This is a genomic window from Jeotgalibaca sp. A127, from assembly GCF_052266745.1.
Lineage (GTDB): Bacteria > Bacillota > Bacilli > Lactobacillales > Aerococcaceae > Jeotgalibaca.
Map to the genome: position 1 here is coordinate 171,116 of NZ_JBQPRC010000002.1, position 21,643 is coordinate 192,758.

Below are 21,643 nucleotides of genomic sequence, written 5' to 3' on the forward strand. Positions count from 1 at the left end.
ACATCGTGACGAATAAATTAAAAGCAGGCATTATCGGTTCCGGAAATATCGGCTCCGACTTGATGATGAAACTGTTCAAATCGGATTTGATTGAACCGGTCGCAATGATCGGGATTGATGCAAAATCGCGTGGAATGGTTCAAGCGAAAGAATTGGGTCTTGACGTTTATGCAGGAGGAATTGATGAGTGGGCTGAGAAATCAGGGGAACTAGACATCCTCTTCGATGCTACTTCAGCAAAAGCTCATGAGTACAATGACAAGGTTGCAGAAAAACATGGCGTCCTCATGATTGACTTAACCCCAGCGGCAATCGGGCCTTTCGTATCGCCTACAGTTAACTTGAAAGAACACTTGGATGCCAGAAACGTAAACATGGTAACGTGTGGTGGCCAAGCGACAACGCCGATTATTCAAGCGATCAACGAAGTGGCACCGGTTGAATATGCTGAAATCGTTGCTACGATTTCCAGTAAAAGTGCTGGACCAGGAACACGGGCAAACATTGACGAATTTACCGAAACAACGTCAAAAGCGATTGAAGATTTGGGCGGAGCTAAAAAAGGTAAAGCAATCATTGTCCTGAATCCAGCAGATCCGCCAATCTTGATGCGTGACACCGTCTTCGTATTAGTTGAAGAAGATGCGCTGAACGAAGAAGTCATCACTGAAGCAATCAACAAACGGGTTGCGGAAGTACAACAATACGTACCTGGTTATCGCATTCGTTCGAAACCAATTTTTGATAACAATAAAGTAACCGTTTTCGTCGAGGTTGAAGGTGCGGGCGATTTCTTGCCTAAATATTCCGGAAACCTGGATATCATGACTGCATCTGCAGTTCGTGTTGCAGAAGAATTTGCCAGAGTAAAAGTATTGGTGTGAGGGGGTGGATAAATTGACAAGAAAACCAGATGTGATTGTTACAGAAGTGGCTTTGCGTGACGGAAGTCATGCGGTGGCCCATCAGTACACAGTTGAGCAGGTAGTTGACGTTACAAAAGCATTGAACGATGCAAAAGTTCCTTATATCGAAGTGACGCATGGCGATGGACTGGGTGGATCATCCTTACAGTTCGGAATGTCGAAAGTTCGCGATATCGATTTAATCCGCGCGGCAGCAGAGGTAGCCGATTTTTCGAAAATCAGTGTTCTTTTGTTACCGGGTGTTGGGACAGTAGAGGATTTGAAAGAAGCGGTGGAGGCAGGAGCGAAAATGGTACGGGTGGCGACACACGTAACGGAAGCGGATGTTTCCCGGGAACATATTGAAGTTGCGAAAAGCATGGGGCTGGAAGTCGTCGGATTCTTGATGATGGCACACATGGCTCCACCTGAAGTGATTGTTGAACAAGCGAAGTTGATGGAAAGTTACGGAGCGGATGTTGTTTACGTGACGGACTCTGCAGGTGCGATGGTACCGGATCAAGTACGTGAACGTGTGGCAGCTCTTAAGGAAAACCTTTCGATTCCAATTGGCTTCCATGCCCATAATAACTTGGGACTGGCGGTTGGGAACTCATTAGTAGCGATTGAAGCCGGCGCAACGTATATCGATGGTAGTATTCGTGCATTGGGTGGCGGGGCTGGTAACACACAAACAGAAGTATTGATTGCGGTTCTTGAAAAAATGGGCATCGAAACAGGTGTTGATTTGTACAAGATTATGGATGCTGCGGAAGATATTGTAGCACCGTTATTACCGAAACCGCAGGAAATTACGCGTGATAGTTTGACATTAGGCTATGCCGGTGTTTACTCCGCATTCCTGTTGCATGCGCAGCGTGCAGCACGTCAATTCAATTTAGAACCACGTGACATCTTGATTAAACTAGGCGAAATAAAAGTAGTCGGTGGTCAAGAAGACATGATTTACGATATGGCCGCCAAGATGGCCGAAGAAAAGGAAAAAGTGACAGTATAGGAGGACACCATGGGAACAGATAGAATTAAAGCTTTGGCTGATTTTCTACACGGGGCAGAAAAAAAGCGCACGGAAGTTTTGCGACCAAGTGCCGATCAAGCCCCGGACCTGACCCTGGAAGAAGGCTATCTGATTCAAGAAGAAATCATCCGCCAGAAATTGGCGGAGGGACATAAAATTCTGGGTCCGAAAATGGGATTGACCAGTGATGCAAAAATGAAGCAAATGAATGTGACGGACCCCATATACGGTTATACCTTTGATTATATGGTAGAAAACCATGGGTCGACAGTCATGATCGACCGCTTTATTCATCCAAAGGTTGAACCGGAAATCGGTTTTATCCTGAAACAGGACTTACAAGGCCCCGGTATTACCAGAGCCCAAGTCTTGGCGAATACAGCCTTTGTTTTCCCGGCTATCGAAATTATCGACAGTCGCTACGAAAACTTTAATTTCACCCTCCCGGACGTAGTTGCGGACAATACATCCGCCGCAGGTCTGGTAATGGGAACAACGATCAAAACTCCTGAAAATCTGGAACTGGATGCCTTAGGTGCCGTCCTCACCATCAATGGTGAAGTGAAAGCCCTCGGAACAGGGGCAGCAGTGCTGGGTCACCCGGCTAACGCTGTGGCACGATTGGCGAATATGCTCGCTCTAAAAGGCGAAAAAGTTCCAGCTGGTCAACCGATTTTGACTGGCGGTATGACAGAAGCAGTCCGGATTGAACGTGGCGACTTTGTCTCCGTTAAAATCGATGGCTTGGGAGAAGTATCCTTCATTATGGCATAAAAAATTAAAAACAATCCAGCGTAGAGGGGGACGACTTATCGCATTGGAAAAGCAGCATGTGATCATCCAATACAAGGTTTTGAAGCAAGGTTAAATTATGCAAGAATTGTAAGCGATTCCTAAAAACTAAAAAAACAAACAACAAGGGAGAGAATTAATCATGACTGAAACTTACAAAGAATTATTATTCGATACGCATCAATTGGCTCACTGTGAATTGTACACACCGGTATTGGAAGAATCAGAAGCATTCTTTACAAAAATTTTGGGAATGACTGTTGTCCATGAAGAGGGAGACTCCATTTACCTACGTGCTTATGAAGATACATATGTGTATTCCTTGATTTTGACTAAAGGTGAAGATGCAGGGATGAAACATACGGCTTTCCGTACAAGTTCTCCGCAAGCATTGGAGCGTCGTGTTGCAGCATTGGAAGAAGCAGGCGTTAAAGGTGAATGGATCGAAGAGAGTTATGGTCACGGCCGTGCTTACCAATTTGATGATTTAGATGGTCACCGTTTGGAATTATTCTGGGATGTTGAGCGCTATGTTGCTCCAGAGGATAAAAAATCACAACTATTGAACCGTGCACAACGTAAACCATTACATGGTGTTCCGGTACGTCGTATCGACCACGTTAACTTCATGACTAATCCAGAAGTTGTACCTGCTAATGCTGAGTTCTACCGTGATTTATTAGGATTCCGAATTCGTGAAGGCGTTAAGAATCCAGATGGTTCATACTTTGCAACTTGGTTATCCGTTTCACCACTTGTTCATGAGGTTGCACTGATGGGAGATACATTAGGTGGACATGGCCGTCTTCACCATTTGGCATTCTGGTATGGCGCTCCGCAACATTTGGACGATCTATCTGAAGCATGTAAAGAGTGGAATATTCCAATCGAAGCGGGTCCACTGAAACATGGTGTATCCCAAGCACGTTGTATGTATATCATCGAGCCAGGCGGAAACCGTATCGAACTATTTGGAGATACTGGCTACCTAATCCTGGATCCAGATTTCCCAACGGTTGAATGGGAAGCGAAAGATACTGAATTGGCTATTATCTGGTACGGTGGGGAATTACCAAGTACTTACTTCCGTTATGGTACACCAGCAATTCAAGATGAAGATGAGGCTTCAAACATCTACTACAACCCAATAGAGAATAAACTGAAAGAAGAAAGAAATATTCAAAGCAGACTTGAACCTAAATTCAAGGAAGCCATCGAAGAAAAACGCCCAGAAGCTGAGCATATTAGAGGATAATTGTTGATGCTGAAAGTCCGGGGCTTTGTTTCCCGGACTTTTAATTAATGAGGAGGAATGTAGACATGAGTAGACCAGAAGTAGGAAAAAGTGTAAAAACAGGAAACTTTACAACGAATTATTTAGAAGTAGGCGAAAAGAACGGCGGAACACCGCTATTGTTCATCCATGGATCAGGTCCAGGGGTTTCAGCTTATGCTAACTGGCGTTTAGTATTGCCATTATTGGAAGATGTGGCGCATGTGTATGCGATGGATATGGTTGGATTTGGTTTCTCTGATAAACCAACCGGAGACCAAGTGAACTACGGAAAAGATTTATGGACGACACAAATTATTGATTTCCTGGATGCATTGGATATTGAAAAAGTTATTCTAGTGGGTAACTCGTTCGGTGGTTCATTGGCATTCTCGACAGCGCTTGAAGTTCCCGACCGTGTTGAAAAAATCATCACGATGGGTGCTATGGGTACTGAAGGAGATATTCCTTACGGCCTGGATCAAGTTTGGGGTTACAAAGGTACAAAGGAAAACATGGCAGAATTGATTGACTTGTTCACTTTCAACAAGAAATTCGCTTCTGAAGATTTGATTCAAATGCGCTACGAAGCATCAATGGAAGAAGGCTTCCATGAAGCGTTCAGCTCCATGTTCCCGCATCCACGTCAAGCGTCTGTTGACGACTTGTCATTCCCGGATGAAACCTTCAAGACAATTGCGCATAAAACGTTATTGGTACACGGTCGCGAAGACAAAGTTGTTCCAGTTGAGAACTCAGAGCGCTTGATTCATCTATTGCCAAACGCGGAACTACACATCTTCGGCGGTTGCGGACACTGGACGCAAATCGAGAAGTCACAAGAATTTGCGAATTTGGTTCGAAACTTTATTGCACAATAATATGAATATGAGAAAAACCAGGACCTTGCGCCTGGTTTTTTTAGTTCTATTATTTATGGTGTTGGTAGGTATTCTTCTCGGAAATCCCGAAGGACGGTGGGGTTGCTTGTGGCCGTGTCAAGGATGCAATGCGAAAGTAGGGAGCGTTGATGCTTCAGCGTCTACGGTCCCTTTGAGGCTTGCAAGCCCGGAGACTACAGGCTCAGGGCGGTCCCACGGCAGTACACAAGCAAACACGCAGGCCGAAGGGCATTTCCTTCGCCAACACCAGATAACCAAGAACCGTTTTTTTGTATTGCTAAAGCAGATGGACATAGTGCTTAACTTCACAATCTTTTTTATCTAAATTGAACAAAGTGATTAGATAATTTGTCATTAGAGTCAGTGCAATAGAGGAAAGAAACGCTTACAATATAAGATAGATATCGAAGCATACTTAGGAGGCATTATCATGGATTTAACAAAATTAGTTAAAGAGAACATTGCATTCTTCGCGGGAATCGGAAGCGATCCAACAGGTGGTATGACGCGTCTTCTCTATACAGAATCTTGGGTAAAAGCGCAAGAGGCAGTAAAAATGAAAATGGAAGAAATTGGTATGACAGTCAAATATGATGCAGTCGGAAACCTATACGGCCGGATTGAAGGTTCTGAATTACCAAACGAAACCATCATGACTGGATCCCATGTCGATACTGTTGTCAACGGTGGAACATTGGACGGCCAATACGGCATTACAGCAGGTTATCTGGCAGTTCAGTATTTATTAGAGAAATATGGCCAACCTAAGCGTTCTTTGGAAGTCATTTCTATGGCTGAAGAAGAAGGTAGTCGTTTTCCAACCGTATTCTGGGGAAGCAAAAACTTTGTCAATGAAGAAAGCCGTGAAGCAGTTGAAGAGATTGCGGATGCAAAAGGCGTGAAATTCGTGGATGCCATGCGCGAATCCGGTTTTGATTTCAAGCAAGAAGAAGACCGTGTCCGCCGCGATGATATCAAGGCTTTTGTGGAAGTGCATATTGAACAAGGAAACGTCTTGGAAATGCAGGACCTCCAAATTGGGGTAGTCAATAATATTGCCGGTCAAAGACGCTACACGATTACGCTTAAGGGTGAATCAAACCATGCGGGTACAACACCGATGGGCTACCGTAAAGACACCATTTATTGCTTCAGTAAAATAGCTTCTGAAGCAATTGACCGTGCCAAAAAAATGGGCGACCCACTTGTATTGACATTTGGTCGTGTTGAACCGAAACCAAACACTGTCAACGTAGTACCGGGTGAAACAATTTTCTCAATCGATTGCCGCCATACAGACGCTGAAGTGCTGAAATCATTCACTGAGGAATTGGAAACATTGATGAAAGATACTGCAGCGGCCATGGAGATCGGCATTGACATCAACCGCTGGATGGATGAAGCGCCGGTTCCAATGGATGAAAAAATCGTTGCGACAATTGAGAGTGTTGTAAAAGAACAAGGCATGAAGTACCGCGTGATGCACAGTGGAGCAGGCCATGATTCACAAATCATCGCACCACACTATCCTACCGCCATGATTTTCGTACCAAGTATTAATGGTATCAGCCATAATCCAGCTGAAGAAACAAAGCTAGAGGATTTAACGGAAGGTGTTAAAGCATTAGCGGAATCACTTCATAAATTAGCTTATTAAAATATATTAAAGAAAGAGTGAGTGTTTAAAATGGGATACAAAAATAATAAAACGGGCTACAGAGATGGACTTTTGGAGTCTCGTGCCGTCATCAAACATGGTAACTTTGCTTTGATTCCCCATGATGGAATTGTCCGTAACTCTGTTCCGGGTTTTGAAAATGTGTCAATGTCAATTTTGGGTTCTCCTAAATTGGGAGCATCCTTCGTTGATTACATCATTACTTTCCACGAAGGTGGTCAAAACAAACGTGGATTTGGTGAAGAAGGTGTCCAAACATTCATCTATGTGATTGAAGGGAAATTGAAAGTCAGTGATGGTACAGAAACCCATGAACTGACTGCAGGCGGCTACGTATATTTACCGGCGGGTGTGAAAATGTACATGGAAAACGGCCAAACTGAAGACACAGAAGCATTTTTGTATAAACGCCGTTATGAGCCACTTGAAGGCTTTGAACCACATAAAGTTGTCGGCAATAAAAATGATATTGAACCGATCGAATATGAAGGCATGAAAGATGTCCTATTATGGGATTTGTTGCCAACCACTGATTTAGGGTTCGACATGAACATGCATATCCTTTCGTTTGAACCAGGTGCGAGCCATGGCTATATCGAGACCCACTACCAAGAGCATGGCGCTTACATCATCTCCGGACAAGGTATGTACAACCTGGACAACAACTGGATGGCGGTTGAAAAAGGCGATTATATCTTCATGGGCTCTTATTCGCAACAAGCAGCTTACGCAGTTGGACGCGACGAACCATTGGCTTACGTTTATTCCAAAGACAGCAACCGCGATCCAAAAATTTAATTTAGACAGGTGATAAAATAATGACTAATATAGTTAAAGTGATGCCCGAGAAGCTGCATCACTTAATGAAGACGAAATTACAAAAGGCAGGCTTGAAAGAAGAGCAGGCTGAAGAAGTAGCGAAACATTTGGTTTATGCCGATGCCAATGGCGTGCACTCCCATGGGGCAGTTCGCGTTGACTACTATGCAGAACGCATCGTAAAAGGCGGAGTCACCATAGAACCAAAAGTCCGTTTCGAAAAAACCGGTCCAAGTTCCGCTATCTTCCACGGTGATAACGGACAAGGTCATTATGTTGCAAACCTGGCACTTGGTGAAGCTATTTCCTTGGCCAAAGAATCTGGTGTGGCTGTTGTTGGTGTCTCCAAAATGAGTCACAGCGGCATGCTCTCCTATTACGTTGAAAAAGCGGCCCAACAAGATTTACTTGCCATTGCGATGTGTCAATCCGACCCAATGGTGGTACCATTCGGTGGGGCGGAAACTTATTATGGAACCAATCCGATTGCTTTCGGGATTCCACGCGAAGCAAAAATACCTCTGATTTTTGATATGGCTACTACAGTGCAGGCATGGGGGAAAATTTTGGATGCTCGCTCGAAAAATAATCCGATTCCAGATACATGGGCGGTGGATAAGAACGGAGTAGCGACAACCGATCCACATGCAGTGGCAGGACTCTTGCCCATTGCCGGTCCAAAGGGTTATGGCTTAATGATGATGATTGATATCCTTTCCGGTGTCCTTTTGGGCTTGCCGTTTGGGAAACATGTTTCTTCCATGTATGACAAAATGGAGGAAGGGCGTGATTTGGGTCAGCTCTTTATCTTAATCGATCCAAAACGCTTCACCTCACTGGAAGGATTCAAAGCCAATATTGAGCAAACCATTGAAGAATTGCACAATACCCGCCCTGCGGTTGGCTTCGATCAAGTTTATGTTCCGGGTGAGCTGGGACAAATTCGCTATAAAAATTACATGGCCGAAGGTATTCCAGTTGAAAAAAACATTTATGAATACCTGGAAAGTGACACAATCCATTTCGATAAATACGGCGGCTTGAATGCATTTGCCGAAAAAATAGAAGAATAAACCAAATAAGCAGGTTCCCGCATCTGGGAACCTGCTTATTTGGTTATTCTATTTGTATCAATTCCAAAGCCAACCGGACATTCAGGCTCACAGTCGGGTCACTCAATTTTTTTCCCAGTATTTCTTCACAGCGTTCGATCCGGTATTTGACCGTATTGCGGTGGATAAAAAGGACTTCTGCCGTTTTGGTGATTTGGGATTGATTATCCAGGTAGCTTTTTAATGTTTTTTGTAACTCGATTTGAGAATCATCTGTTGGATAAGCCAAGTCCTTCAAGACCGAGGTGGCAAAGTAATAGATGGCGTCTTTGTCGTCCGGCGTGAAAAGCTGCTTCAATCCTTGGGGCCGGAAATAATTCATACGCGCGACTTCCTTCATTTGTTTTGTAGTGGATTGGGCAATTTCTGCTTCAATAAAGGAATCTGAGATTTTTTCCAAAGATTCGTAAACACCACCCAAGAAGAAGGTGATTTTGATAGGGAAGACGGACTCCAACTCCTCGGCCATTTTATTTAACTTTTCTTCAGTACCAATTTGGTTCGTTTGAAGTAAAAAGATGATATTATTATTGTTAGTAGGATACATGATGGGAGCGTGATCCAAAATTTCAGCTAAACGATTCTTGAACCATTGCAGAATCAGTTGTTTTTTCTCTTCATCATATTTAAGTCTCGGTCCCGTCTCCTCATTATCGGCATGATGGATCAAAATGATTTGGTTATGCCGGCTGTCGATTAAACGCAAAGGTGTTCCCAACTCAAGCAGTTTGGCATTGGCTTGGGTCAAGGCTGCAGAATTGTTTTCCACAAATTTTTGCAAAATGCTGGTTTGGAGACTTTGTTCGGATTCTTTTACTTTTCTGTTCTTGAAAAGGACAAAAGAGAGCACCAGTGCTGCCTGTTCAATCGCAAACGAAGAAATTGGAAAAGGTATTTTTTCTGGGGAGACAATAACCAAATAATGCGGGAAATAAGTAAAGACTTTTATCGGATACACTGCGACGTGAACATCTTCGTTTGTTGTCGATTTGATCAAGAAATTATCTTTTTCCAATTGAATCCGGTGGTAATGGCTCCATATTTCGTTAGAAAGATGGGATTCGGAGTAGCGCGAATGTTGGAAATGTTTTGAATGAGCTATGGGCTTGAAGAACGGGTCCAATAACAAAACCGGTGTCTTGATGATTTTTCCGAGTTCATTAGTAAAGTGGGCCAAGTTCGCATCCCCGATTAAGAGGCTCGAAAATGTCTTCTGGATATCCATCGCGTAATTTATTTCTTCTTCCTTGGTATCCCAAAGGAAATTTTGGATTTGATGCAGTAACGATCCCAAAGGAGATACCCCTGGGATGGCGATCAAGGCGAAGTTTCTTTTGTTGGCATACGCGAGAACATCCGCATCAATTTCATTTAAGAAGCGCGACAGTTTGATGCCGAGGCCGACAGCTTTTGCTTGGATGAGTGAATCTATGAAGGGAATCAAATCTTCCTGGTTGTCTTTAAAAATCATACCGGTTGAAAGAATCAACACATTTTTGGGTATATAGAGAGCAACGTCTGGTGTTTCCGTAATCTCAATAGAGGTCACTTCCACATCCAGATTGGCCTCACTGTTCAATAATTTTAAATCAGAAAAACGAGGTACTTGCAAAAGTTCTTTTAATGTAGTCACGATATTCACTCCTTCAGAACAATTGTAACCGAAAAAGGACTGATTAACCAGATTCTTTTGTTCATTTTGAACATAACGATCAGCATTTTTAGCCGTTTTGCGGATACTTGTGCCGTTAGGCTAGATGTAGAATGAAACATGAGATATTGTCGAAAAGAGGGGAAACGATTTGTATAATGAATTACAAGTACCACCACGCACCATAATGACACCAGGCCCAGTTGAGGTTTATCCATTGGTTTTAAGGGCGATGGCGACACCGATACTTGGGCAGTTCGATCCGGCCTTTTTAAGAATAATGGATGAAACAAAAGAAATGATCAAGATGCCTTTCGGAACGAAAAACAAGCAAGCTTTCGCAATTGACGGAACTTCCCGCTCGGGATTGGAAGCAGCTCTAATAGCCTTGATTGAGCCGGGGGATAGAGTATTAATTCCGGCATATGGCCGTTTTGCGTATTTACTAGGCGAAATTTGCGAACGGGCAAAGGCGGATGTCACTTATCAGGAGAAGGATTGGGAAAGTGTCTTTGATCCGCAAGATATCATCCGTAAAATTGATGAAGTCAATCCAAAAATAGTGACCATGGTTCATGGTGAAACCGCAAACGGACAAATGCAGCCGTTGGAAGAAATCGGAAGACATTGTCGGGAAAAAGGAATTTTCTTTGTTGTGGATACTGTGGCGACTTATGGTGGAGTCCAGATTGAAGTGGACAAATGGAACATCGATATCGCAATTGCAGGGACCCAAAAATGTGTCAGTGTCCCTTCGGGATTGTCCTTGATTACCTATAACGACCGCATTGAAGAAGTATTGAATGCCCGTTACCAAAAAGAGTTGGGACTTGGCGATGATGAACGAAACGATAACTTTATTTCCAGCAACTATTTGGACTTGAGTCAATTGCAACGTTACTGGGGGCCAGAACGCATCAATCACCATACCGAGGCAACGAGCATGATTTATGCCCTGCATGAAGGTTTACGTATTTTGCTCGCAGGTGGTCTTGAAGCGAGTTTTGAACGCCACCTGTTGAATGATCGCGCCATCCAGGCAGGGGTAAAAGCGATGGGACTGAAAATATTCGGTGATGTAAGCACGAAAATGCCAACTGTCACACCCGTTTACTTCCCTGAAGGCATGACTGATGGTGAACCAATCAGACAAACCATGTTGAACGATTTCGGTGTGGAAATAGCTTCATCTTTCGGCGACTTAAAAAGTAAAATTTGGCGTATCGGAAATATGGGTTACAGCAGTCGCAAAGACAATGTCCTGCATGTCCTAAGTGCACTAGAAGGTGCTTTGGTTTATCATGGGGCTAAAATCAATGTGGGTGAAGCAATACCCGCTGCCTTGGCCGAATATCACAAATAATTAACGAAGGGGAGTGGGACAAAAGGCGGTTAGCCCCGAACCACTGGAGCGAATAAGCGCAAGATGGTCGCAGGCCATCTGAGCATTATTCGTGAAGTGGACGTCGGGGCTGCCTTTTGTCGCACGTTTAGAATACAGATATTCGTATACAGGAAGGAGGGTGAGACTTTTGTCTCACCCTCCTATTTTTCAAGGAAAAAAATCCATTTGAACAATCTGCTCAAATGTCATTGTTAATTTTGAACAAACGGTATTTCAATACTGCCAAATCCTACAATTGTATCCGTATACATTTCTGGTTACAATAAGTTTGTAAGTGAAAGCGCTGAAACGAACGGGATAAGAACGCTTTCGCAAATTTGTTCACTATATTTAGGGGGGAAGAAGTTGGTAATAGATTCGCAAACAGAGCAACAATTTGAAGGTGATGTTTTTGTAAGCGAAAACACAGCGAGTGTTTTCAAAGACAGAGGCTACAACGATGATATGTTGCCTAAAACAGAAGATAAAAGAAATATGAACAAGAAAAACTATTTTACTTTATGGATGGGGTCCGTTCATAATGTGCCGAACTATACAGCAGTTGGTGGTTTCTTGTTTCTCGGATTATCACCATTAAATGTCATGTTGGCGATTGTCGTAAGTGCTTTGGCTGTTGCCGCATTCATGGTAATCAATGGTAGGGCAGGTTCAAAATATGGGATACCATTTGCCATGCATTTGCGCTCCGTTTATGGAGAACTGGGTGCCAAACTCCCAGGATTCCTACGTGGTATTATTGCTGCTATTGCTTGGTTCGGTTTGCAGAACTATACTGGATCATTGGCTTTACTTATTTTAGTAGGAAAATTCTGGCCAGGATTTTTGGAATTGGGTGGTGACTTCAGTTTCTTCGGAATTGGTTTACCGGGACTGCTTGCCTTCACATTCTTCTGGGCCATTAATGTCATGATTGGTTTCGGAGGCGGGAATGTTTTGAACAAATTTACCGCTATCTTGAATCCGTTGATTTACGTTGTGTTTGGTGGGATGACCGTATGGGCGATTTGGGCTGCTGGCGGCATCGGAAATATTCTTACCTATGAGTTGAGTGGTGTGCAATCAAACCCACCGCTACTGGTTTACTTGATTATCATCAACTCGGTTATTGCTGTTTGGGCTGCGCCTGGTGCCAGTGTTTCCGACTTCACTCAAAATGCGACTTCAACTAAGGACCAAAAAATTGGTCAAACGGCAAGTTTATTGGTTGCTTACTTGATTTTTGCTGTTTCATCCGTATCGATTTTGATCGGTGGCTCTATTTACTACAATATCCAAGAGTGGAATGTCTTGAACATCATCGACAGATGGGATAGCATGCCAGCTGTCATACTAGCATTGGTGGTTCTGTTGATGACAACAATTTCCACAAATGCAACAGGTAACATCATTCCGGCAGGATACCAGCTATCAGCATTGTTCCCTAAGAAAATCAACTACCGTCGCGGGGTTCTGATTGCCGGTGTTATCAGTTACTTGATCATGCCTTGGAAAATGATGGAAAACTCAGACAGTATTTTCGCTTTCTTGAATATTATCGGTGGTGTTTTAGGACCGGTTGCGGGGGTCATGTTGGCTGATTTCTACTTAATCAAGAAACAAAATATCAATCTTGATGCCTTGTACTTTGATAAACAAAAAACTGATCCAAGTAATCCTTACCGGGGCGTGAACAAAGAGGGGTATATTGCGACAATCGTTGCTTTATTAGTATCCATCAGTGGCCAATTCTTCCCGGCGCTACAATTCATCTCCAACCTATCTTGGTTGATAGGTGCGGGCTTGGCTTTCGGACTCTATTACGTCTTGAAAAAAGGTAAAGCGGCTGCTTAATCATTCTTGGTTCTGGAAATAAATTAATTTAGAATTATAAAATAGGAGGAATTTAAATGGCTTTTGATTTAATCATTAAAAATGGCTTGGTTATCCTAGACAACGGTGAAGTTGAAACAGACGTAGCGGTAAAAGACGGCAAAATTGTTGAAATTGGTTCCGATTTGGGCGAAGCAACAGAAACAATCGATGCAAAAGGATTGATTGTCAGCCCAGGTATGGTGGACGCCCACGTGCATATCACTGAGCCAGGTGGCGGTTACCGTGACGGCTGGGAAGGTTACGAAACCGGTACAAGAGCATGTGCTAAAGGTGGGGTAACTTCCTTCATGGAAATGCCATTGAACCAAGTTCCAGCTACAGTTGGTAAAGAATCTTTGGAAGTGAAATTCGCTGCTGGAGAAAATAAATTGACTGCTGACGTTGCTTCTTTCGGGGGCCTTGTTCCTTTCAATTTGGGCGGCGGCATCCAAGAGTTGGATGAAGGTGGGGTTCACGCTTATAAAGCCTTCATGGCAACATGTGGCGACCGCACCATCGATGGCGACTTCGAGAACGTCGATGACTATGCATTATACGAAGGTATGAAACAAATTGCTAAAACTGGTAAAGTATTGGCAATCCATGCTGAAAATGCTGCAATTACAGACCGTTTAGGTGAAATTGCTTACAAGAACGGCGAAACAACTTTGAAAGCTTATGTTGAAACCCGTCCGGTATTTACAGAAGTTGAACCAATCAGACGTGCCATCTTGTTCGCTAAAGAAACAGGCTGCCGTATCCATATTTGTCATGTTGCTTGTCCTGAAGGTGTTGAAGAAGTAACGAAAGCACGTAATGAAGGTGTTGACGTAACGTGTGAAACTTGTACGCACTACCTATACTTTGAAACAGATGAATTGGATGCAATCGGACCGGTTGTGAAATGTTCACCACCAATCCGTGATAAAGAAAACCAAAACGGTATGTGGGAAAAATTATTGGCAGGTGAAATCGACTTCGTGACTTCCGACCACTCACCATGTACACCAGACTTGAAAGACAAAGAAAATGCTTTCGAAGCATGGGGCGGAATTTCCGGCGTACAAAACAACGTAGATGTTTTGTTTGACGAAGGTGTTCAAAAACGTGGCATGTCCTTGACACAATTTGCGAAAGTGATTGCTGGAAATCCTGCAGATCGTTTTGCTATTGAAGGTAAAGGTCACATCGCCGTTGGTAAGGATGCAGACTTTGTCTTCATCAAGCCAGACTCAGCTTACACGTTGAAAGCGGAAGATTTGGAATACAGAAACAAAATCAGTCCATACATCGGACGTGAAATTGGTGCACAAGTTGCACGGACTATTTTACGCGGGGAAACTGTTTACAGCTTGGAAGACGGCGTGGCTGATACACATAACGGTGAATTCCTTTTAACAAATAAATAAAGCTTAGAGGGGAGAGAGGATCGGGCATGAGGCCTGTCCTCCTTCTTTTTTGTTTTAGGAACAAAATGAACAAATTGGCATTTTAAATGTGCAAATAGCATAAAGCATTCACCTTCCTTATGCTATATAATGAAAAAAGGAAGCGTTATTTTATTCGGTAAAGGAGAATGGAAGTTGGAGGCTACAAATAAAGTAAATAAAAATGCAGGACATCCTTATTGGAAAACAATCATTTATGTCCTGACCGCAGGATGGATAGCCATTTGGGTATATCGGACCGCTCTTGCACCTATTTATCCTCAAATCAGTGAATACTTCGGGGGTATTTCAGATTCGCAAATCGGTTCAATTTCAAGTTTGTATTTCCTGGGTTATGTGTTGATGCAGATACCGTCAGGGATTTTAGTTGATAAGTTCGGACAAAAAATCGTCTTGATTCCTGGCTTCATCTTATTCGGTCTCGGAACGTTGATTGTAGCGTTAGCAGGCAGCATCACGGTAGTGTATGTCGGTAGTGTATTGGCTGGTGTTGGTTGTGGGACCTATTATGGGGTTGCTTACTCCTTGACCGGGAAACATGTCCCAAGTTCAAGAAAAAGTTTGTCGACAGCTATTGTTAATAGCGGGACGGCTGTAGGTAGTGGTTTAGGAATGGTTTCCTCCAGTTACTTCGTAGCGCAATTGGGTTTCCCATGGCAAAGTATGATGTTCTTCGCACTTGCTTTGATTGTCATCATGATTTTCATCTTCATGCGTTTCATCAAAGGTAACGAAGTAGAAGAAGAGGAAGAAGTAGAAATTGCAACAGTTGCGCAAACGCCAAGCGGAAGCAAAGGCTCTCATTTATTTAAACCGCGCATGATTGGTGCTTATATTCTTTATTTCGCAACATGTTATGCTTATTACTTGACGGATACATGGCTGCCGAACTTCTTGGCGACAGAACGCGGTTTTGAAGGGGCATCCATCGGGGTAGCCACATCTTTAGTATTCTTCGCTGCCATTCCGGGTGCTTTGATTTTCAGTCGGATTGCCGACAAGTTCTACCATAAAAAAATTGCCTTGATCATGTTCCTTGAATTTGTTGCAGGTGCAATGATGTTGTTAGCAGTCATCGCACCGAATGCAGGCATGATGATGACTGGCTTGATTGCATATGGATTCTTTGGGAAATTGGCAGTTGAACCGATTATTTTATCCTGGTTAGTGGAAAATGTTCCGAAAACGGGATTGGGTACAACACTTGGCTTCTTCAACTTCTTCGGGATGACCGCATCCGTCATCGTGCCATCCTTAACGGGAGTCATTTCTGATGCAACGGGATCGAAAGTTTATGCCTTTTATTTATCAGTCTTGATTATCGTTGTCGGAGCGACACTATTCTATGTGCTTAATAAAGTTCAGGAAAGAAAAGATAACTTATAGTATGACAGGCCGAGAGCGATTCTCGGCTTTTTTTTTATCTATGCGGGATAAAAAAACAACAGATACTTAGCCATCATATGAGTTGTATGCGCATACATTTTTAATTACAATAAGGGCGAGCGTGGTCAGGAGGCATTGCTCTTGAAGAGGTAACCGTTTTTTTTAGACTACCAAGGAAAGAAGGAATAATCATGAAACGTATTGTCATTATTTTGTTGGGGATGCTAGCAACCGCTTTTCTATTGCCGACAGTCACCTTCGCTTCCGGTCAGGATATCACTACGATTCCCGCACCTGAGGGGATTATGGCCCTTATTAGTGTCATACCAATCATTGTAATATTGGTGCTTTTATTCTTAAAAGTCGATATGTTGGTTGCCGGCTTGGCAGGCGGGATATTGGCGATGGTTATTGGGGGTATCTCCCTTACCCGTGCTAATGAACTGTTGCTGTCATCGATTCCTGCCATGCTTTCGATAACGGTTCCGATTATCAACTCCGCCATTGCCACGGCCGTATTTAAATCAGGTGGTTATGCATCTGCACTCGCGCTTGTACGTCGCGGTATTGGCGGAAGGGTGGAATATTTCGCTGCCTTCATTGTGCTCTTGATGGCGGCTGCAACCTATATGTCCGGTATCGGGGGCGGAACAGCCATGGTGTTGGCTCCGTTAGCGTTCGCCGCCGTGGGTGCTGTCCCGGAATTGATTGCCGCTATGTGTTTGGCAGCTGCGGTTTCCTTCACCACTTCTCCTGCCTCCCTGGAAACGAGTATTGTGTCCCAGTTGAGCGGCGCTAATGTGGGTGATTATGTGGTGACGATGCGGCCTTATTGGATGTTGTTCACAGCCATCGCGATTTTGATTGGTTTTATAGGAACCAAGATGCGAGGCGCAGCCTTCGTTGGTGAAGAGTCCGAGGAAATCAAGGCTAAATCGAACAGAGAACTGTTCATTAACACAATTCCGGCCATCTTTTTACTGTTTGCGGTTATCGTGGGGCCCTATATAAACCAAGCGGTAGGAATGCCGATTTTAGGACCGTTAATGTATCTGGTAATCACGATAGGTTTGATTGCCCTTTGTACAAACTTTAATGTCAAGGAATCCTCGACAGCCTTGGTTGACGGCTCACAATACATCTTGACCCGTTTATTCCAAGTGGGTATCTTCATCACTTTCATCAATATTATTGGTGAGACGGGTGCGTTCACTGCTATCGTCGATGTGGCTAAGTCAGCACCGGCAACGATATTGGTTCCTGCTTTGATTATTGCTGGTTATGCAATCGGGGTTCCGGCAGGGGCGTATGTCGCGACTATTCTTTCCTTGATTTTGCCGATTGCGATTTCACTTGATTTGCCGCTATTGGCTATCGGGTTGATTACGATGGGTGTTGGTTTGGGAAGTCAGATGAGTTTCGTTAATATCACGATGCAAGCCCAATCTTCAGGATTTGATATCCCCATCCTGCAAGTTGTTAAAGGTAACACCAAATATATCTTGGGTTCATTGGTTATACTCGTTGTTATCGGTTTAGTCATGCTATAAAAAAGGAGTGCTAAAATGGATATTTTAATCAAAAATGTCATCCTGGATGAATCGAATGAGTTGGTTGATATCGCAGTTAAAAATGGTGTCTTTGAAAAAATAGGAAAAAAACTGGAAGTAGAAGCCAGTCGTGTTATCGATGGCGAAGGTCGGGTCGTCATTCCGGGGTTGGTCGAGTCGCATATTCACCTCGATAAGGCTTTGATAGCGGACCGTCTTCCGAATAAGTCAGGTACCCTGCAGGAAGCGTTGAAAGTGACGGCCGAATTGAAATCGACTTTCACGCGCGAAGATGTACAAGAGCGTGCGGAGCAAGCTTTACAGATGATCATTAAGCGGGGGACAACCCATATCCGGACGCATGCGGAATTTGATCCGGTAGGTGGTTTCCACGGCTTTGAAGTCATCATGGAACTAAAAGAAAAATATAAAGAGTTTGTGGACATGCAGGTCGTTGCTTTCCCGCAAGAAGGAATCATCAAATCCCCCGGGACGGAAGAGTTAATGTATAAGGCTATGGACATGGGCGCCGATGTCGTTGGTGGAATTCCTTATAACGATACCGATGCCAAGGAACATTTGGATATTGTATTTGAAATCGCCAAGAAATATGACAAGGATATCGACTTGCACCAAGATTTCAAGGATGACTATGATGGTCAAACAATTGAAATGGTGGCGCAACGTGCTATTGACGAAGGGTATATTGGACGTGTGTCAGTCGGACACTTAACCAGTTTGGGCGCGATGCCGGATGCTGAATTGCAAGCGGTGATAGAGTTGATGGCGAAAGCGCAGATTAATGTCATGAGCTTGCCGATGACGGACCTTCATTTGGGCGGACGCCATGACGAATACAATGTTCGTCGTGCAGTAACGCCGATTCGCAAGTTACGGGATGGCGGGGTGAATGTCGTCCTGGCAACCAACAATATCCGGAATCCTTTCACGCCATATGGTAATGGCGACTTGATGCAAGTGGCCATGCTGGCAGTTCCGGTGGGACATTTAGGCGGAGCGGATGATTTGCATACTGTATTGCCAATGATTACCACTGGTCCAGCGAAAGCGTTGAAATTTGATGATTACGGTATCGAAGAAGGGAAAGCAGCAACGTTGGTATTGTTGGATTCGACCCGCTATCAAGAAGCAGTTATCGACATCCCCGATCGTCTTTTGGTCTTGAAGCGTGGAAAAGTGACGGTTGAACTGGATAAGTCATTGCGAGTGGAATGGCCTAAATAATACGAAAATAGGCTATCTCAAGAAAAATGAGATAGCCTATTTATTGTCATATTAGAGACGTTCCGCCAACCAACTCAAAGCTTTGGCATAGACCGCTTTTCCGATGGTTTCGGTTGTCGTGCGATCGAAGTCGTGTTCGTCGGATTCAATCGTCTCCAGTAGCGCATCTGGGATGGCAGCGGCCATCGTTTTAGAGAGGCGATAAGGAACGTCCGGGTCATTTGTGCTGGCAGCCAAGAAAGTGGGCGGCAAGGTCTCGAGGTCTGCTTTCGTCAGTGAATAAGTAATCGGCTTGTTGCCAGCAGGGACAAGGTCGGCAATCCATTTTCCGGTTTGGCGGTAATGGATGTAAAGTGCATAACGTGTTTCTTTGGGACCGTCAGCAAGTGGGTGCGACTTGATGAGTTGCTTGACTAGGCGTTCATCCACTCGCGGAAACTGGAGGTAATGTCGACTTGGGACCTGAAATGTGGCTTCCCGTAAGGTGTGGTACCCGTAGAATAACCACAAGGCTTGCGGTTTTTGATCCGTCCTCAAAGCGGCATTTACCGCCAAGTATGCACCGGCTGACCGACCGAAGAGGATGTAGTCTGAATGGTCCAATCCCAATTTGATTGTGGCATTGGCTGCAAACCAGTGTATTCCTGATTTGACAGAGGTAAAGATTGTATCCAACTTGACTTCGGGAGCGAGCGGATATTCAAGGGCCAGGAAGTTATAGCCGGCAGCGGTAATTTGTTCGATATAACTAGCTGGCATATCGCGGGCGGAACCATAAACGAGGCCGCCGCCGTGCAAGTAAAGCACGTTACCTTTCGTTTCGGACAAAGAGCTTCGGTAAAGATAAAGATGCAAATCCGTGTTTTCTATTGTATCAATTATGTATGTTTCGTAAGTGGGCATCATGTCTGTCATCTCCAATAAAATTTAACAAGCGGAATCCTATGCTATAGCGTAATATTTCTTCGGGACTTCCCAGGTCGATGTGGTAGACCTCCTTCAAACGGTCGATACGATAACGAACCGTTTTGGGGTGGATATATAATCTTTGAGCAGTTTCTGTATAGTTTTGGTTCAGATCAATAAATGTATGTAACGTTTTCAGCAGTTCCGGATTTTCTTTTTGCAACCGAAATATATTTTCAGGAATGAAGCGTTGCAAAGAGTCAAAGTTACCCGTCTCGACAAATATTTGATAAATACCCATATCTTGATAGGAGGAAACAACTTGTTGGCTACCCGTCAATTGCAGGACTTTTTGAGCGTCGACTGCTTGTCGGTAACCGATGGATAATTCGGATAAGGTCACGTCGTTGCTGATGGTGGTATAAAGGTTGAAATGATTGTACATCTCCAGTTTCAGCAAATCTTTCGTTGCAAGCCTGATTTTTTGTTTTGTCTCTTCGATTGAAACTTTATCGCTTGGAGCAATCAGAATGACCTTGTTTTTACGTGTTACATAGACGCGGTCCGGGAAAGCAACCCGGGAATGCGTGATAATCGCATCCGAGAAACGGGCGGCCAGTGTATTTTCTTCCTGCGTATTTTCAACCTCGGAATCAAAATTGATCAAGATGACGCGATACTTTCTGGCGTAGTCAAGCCCCAATTGGAAAATGGTATCATCGATATCCTCCTGTTTGCTCAGGCGGCCGTGTAATAAATCTGATGCCATTTCATTCAATCGCGACTGATTATTTTGTCGGATGGTATAACGGGTCAGTAATTCAATCTGCAGGGCTGTTACGGCGTTTTCGATGGCCATCAAATCAACGTCGTCACTGCTCTGGTTTCGTTCATGGATAATCAGGTAGAATTTTTCATAACTTAAGTTAGGTATTTGAACGACGAGTTGTTTGTAAATATGATTGGGATCGCTCGCGTAGCGGACCGTGTTCTGTGTGAAGGACAGGTTCAGGTGTTTTTTGGCGTTTTGGACTTCTGTGTCCAGGATCTCAAAATCATCATATATAGAATCCGTCCCAATCATGCGGTTGCGTGGTAGCTCCAACAGAGATACAGGTTTTTTAAGAAGTTGCTTCAACGTTTGCAAAATTTCCGGTATCTCGGGTTGACGCATCATCAAGCGCGTAAACTGTTTGTGGACATCGTAAAAGTTTTGCAGGACATAGGCATTGCGATTAATGATGGTCTCCAAGACCTCAGTAATGATTTTTTCATAGGTTGTCGATTTATCTATTTGGAATAGGGGGATTTGATATTTCCCGCAAGAATCGATAAAAACTTCGGGAATTTCGTTCACTAACCGGTCGATTTTCACAACGATTGCACTGATGCCAATTTTTTTTGCATGCTCGAAGAAAAGGGCAATCCTTTCCCTGGAGACATCTTCCATGGCGAAATAACTGGTGAGGATCATCAATCCCTCGCGACCCCATGATTCGATATCCGGAGCTTCCATGACCATGACGCCATTTACTTCGTTGCCTAGACCCATTTCGCCCGTTATCAATTTTGCTTTTTCAAAACTGCGATAACTCATGATTTCCTTAACCGATGTCATTAAATTTCTCCTTTTCAATGAATAACTAGTACCTATCTTGCCTTAAAATTCTCTTTTTGTCCA

Annotated in this window: 17 protein-coding genes; 14 read left to right on the top strand and 3 right to left on the bottom strand. The window is 43.8% G+C overall.

Translation table 11 applies throughout. The features are described from left to right. Positions 1 to 5: 5 nt before the first annotated feature. From ACTVAI_RS03070 to allD, 8 genes are all read left to right on the top strand, one after another. Complete coding sequence (locus ACTVAI_RS03070; protein WP_443472491.1) at positions 6 to 884, top strand: acetaldehyde dehydrogenase (acetylating); 879 nt, start codon at positions 6 to 8, stop codon at positions 882 to 884. A 13-nt stretch (positions 885 to 897) separates the two neighbouring features. Then, on the top strand, positions 898 to 1,923 hold the full coding sequence (gene dmpG, locus ACTVAI_RS03075; protein WP_443472490.1) for a 4-hydroxy-2-oxovalerate aldolase: 1,026 nt from the start codon (positions 898 to 900) through the stop codon (positions 1,921 to 1,923). 9 nt (positions 1,924 to 1,932) lie between these two features. Then, entirely contained in the window at positions 1,933 to 2,718 is a 786-nt protein-coding gene (locus tag ACTVAI_RS03080; protein ID WP_443485862.1) for a 2-keto-4-pentenoate hydratase, read from the top strand. Positions 2,719 to 2,878: 160 nt separating this feature from the next. Continuing rightward, the gene (locus ACTVAI_RS03085) at positions 2,879 to 3,991 is read left to right on the top strand and encodes a VOC family protein (protein ID WP_443472488.1); all 1,113 of its coding nucleotides are present in this window, start codon (positions 2,879 to 2,881) and stop codon (positions 3,989 to 3,991) included. Positions 3,992 to 4,056: 65 nt separating this feature from the next. Next, positions 4,057 to 4,890 (top strand): alpha/beta fold hydrolase, encoded by an 834-nt coding sequence (locus ACTVAI_RS03090; protein ID WP_443472487.1) that lies wholly within the window; start codon positions 4,057 to 4,059, stop codon positions 4,888 to 4,890. Between the two features lie 451 nt (positions 4,891 to 5,341). Beyond that, positions 5,342 to 6,568 (top strand): allantoate deiminase, encoded by a 1,227-nt coding sequence (gene allC, locus ACTVAI_RS03095; protein ID WP_443472486.1) that lies wholly within the window; start codon positions 5,342 to 5,344, stop codon positions 6,566 to 6,568. Between the two features lie 30 nt (positions 6,569 to 6,598). Beyond that, entirely contained in the window at positions 6,599 to 7,387 is a 789-nt protein-coding gene (gene allE, locus ACTVAI_RS03100) for a (S)-ureidoglycine aminohydrolase (protein WP_443472485.1), read from the top strand. 20 nt (positions 7,388 to 7,407) lie between these two features. Next, positions 7,408 to 8,481 (top strand): ureidoglycolate dehydrogenase, encoded by a 1,074-nt coding sequence (allD, locus tag ACTVAI_RS03105; protein WP_443472484.1) that lies wholly within the window; start codon positions 7,408 to 7,410, stop codon positions 8,479 to 8,481. A 43-nt stretch (positions 8,482 to 8,524) separates the two neighbouring features. On the opposite strand, the gene ACTVAI_RS03110 is transcribed toward allD, so the two are convergent. Continuing rightward, positions 8,525 to 10,153, bottom strand: a complete 1,629-nt coding sequence (locus ACTVAI_RS03110; RefSeq protein ID WP_443472483.1) for a PucR family transcriptional regulator — start codon at positions 10,151 to 10,153, stop codon at positions 8,525 to 8,527. 169 nt (positions 10,154 to 10,322) lie between these two features. Between ACTVAI_RS03110 and ACTVAI_RS03115 the strand changes: the two genes are divergently transcribed. The 6 genes from ACTVAI_RS03115 to ACTVAI_RS03140 all read left to right on the top strand — a co-directional run bounded on the left by ACTVAI_RS03115 (position 10,323) and on the right by ACTVAI_RS03140 (position 19,056). After that, a complete protein-coding gene (locus ACTVAI_RS03115; RefSeq protein ID WP_443485863.1) occupies positions 10,323 to 11,534 on the top strand; it encodes a pyridoxal-phosphate-dependent aminotransferase family protein in 1,212 nt (403 codons plus the stop codon). A 387-nt stretch (positions 11,535 to 11,921) separates the two neighbouring features. Then, positions 11,922 to 13,406: an allantoin permease gene (gene allW, locus ACTVAI_RS03120; protein WP_443485864.1), complete on the top strand. Its 1,485-nt coding sequence runs from the start codon at positions 11,922 to 11,924 to the stop codon at positions 13,404 to 13,406. Between the two features lie 56 nt (positions 13,407 to 13,462). Beyond that, a complete protein-coding gene (gene allB / locus ACTVAI_RS03125) occupies positions 13,463 to 14,836 on the top strand; it encodes an allantoinase AllB (protein WP_443472480.1) in 1,374 nt (457 codons plus the stop codon). Positions 14,837 to 15,010: 174 nt separating this feature from the next. Continuing rightward, positions 15,011 to 16,261, top strand: coding sequence for an MFS transporter (locus ACTVAI_RS03130; RefSeq protein WP_443472479.1), 1,251 nt, complete (start codon positions 15,011 to 15,013; stop codon positions 16,259 to 16,261). Positions 16,262 to 16,452: 191 nt separating this feature from the next. After that, positions 16,453 to 17,811: a citrate transporter gene (locus ACTVAI_RS03135; RefSeq protein WP_443485865.1), complete on the top strand. Its 1,359-nt coding sequence runs from the start codon at positions 16,453 to 16,455 to the stop codon at positions 17,809 to 17,811. 15 nt (positions 17,812 to 17,826) lie between these two features. Then, on the top strand, positions 17,827 to 19,056 hold the full coding sequence (locus tag ACTVAI_RS03140; protein WP_443472477.1) for an amidohydrolase family protein: 1,230 nt from the start codon (positions 17,827 to 17,829) through the stop codon (positions 19,054 to 19,056). Positions 19,057 to 19,107: 51 nt separating this feature from the next. Here ACTVAI_RS03140 and ACTVAI_RS03145 read toward each other — a convergent pair whose 3' ends face one another. Both ACTVAI_RS03145 and ACTVAI_RS03150 read right to left on the bottom strand, forming a co-directional pair. Continuing rightward, on the bottom strand, positions 19,108 to 19,962 hold the full coding sequence (locus ACTVAI_RS03145) for an alpha/beta hydrolase (RefSeq protein ID WP_443485866.1): 855 nt from the start codon (positions 19,960 to 19,962) through the stop codon (positions 19,108 to 19,110). Next, entirely contained in the window at positions 19,931 to 21,580 is a 1,650-nt protein-coding gene (locus ACTVAI_RS03150; RefSeq protein WP_443485867.1) for a PucR family transcriptional regulator, read from the bottom strand. The genes ACTVAI_RS03145 and ACTVAI_RS03150 overlap by 32 nt, the downstream gene beginning before the upstream one ends. Between the last annotated feature and the right edge of the window lie 63 nt (positions 21,581 to 21,643).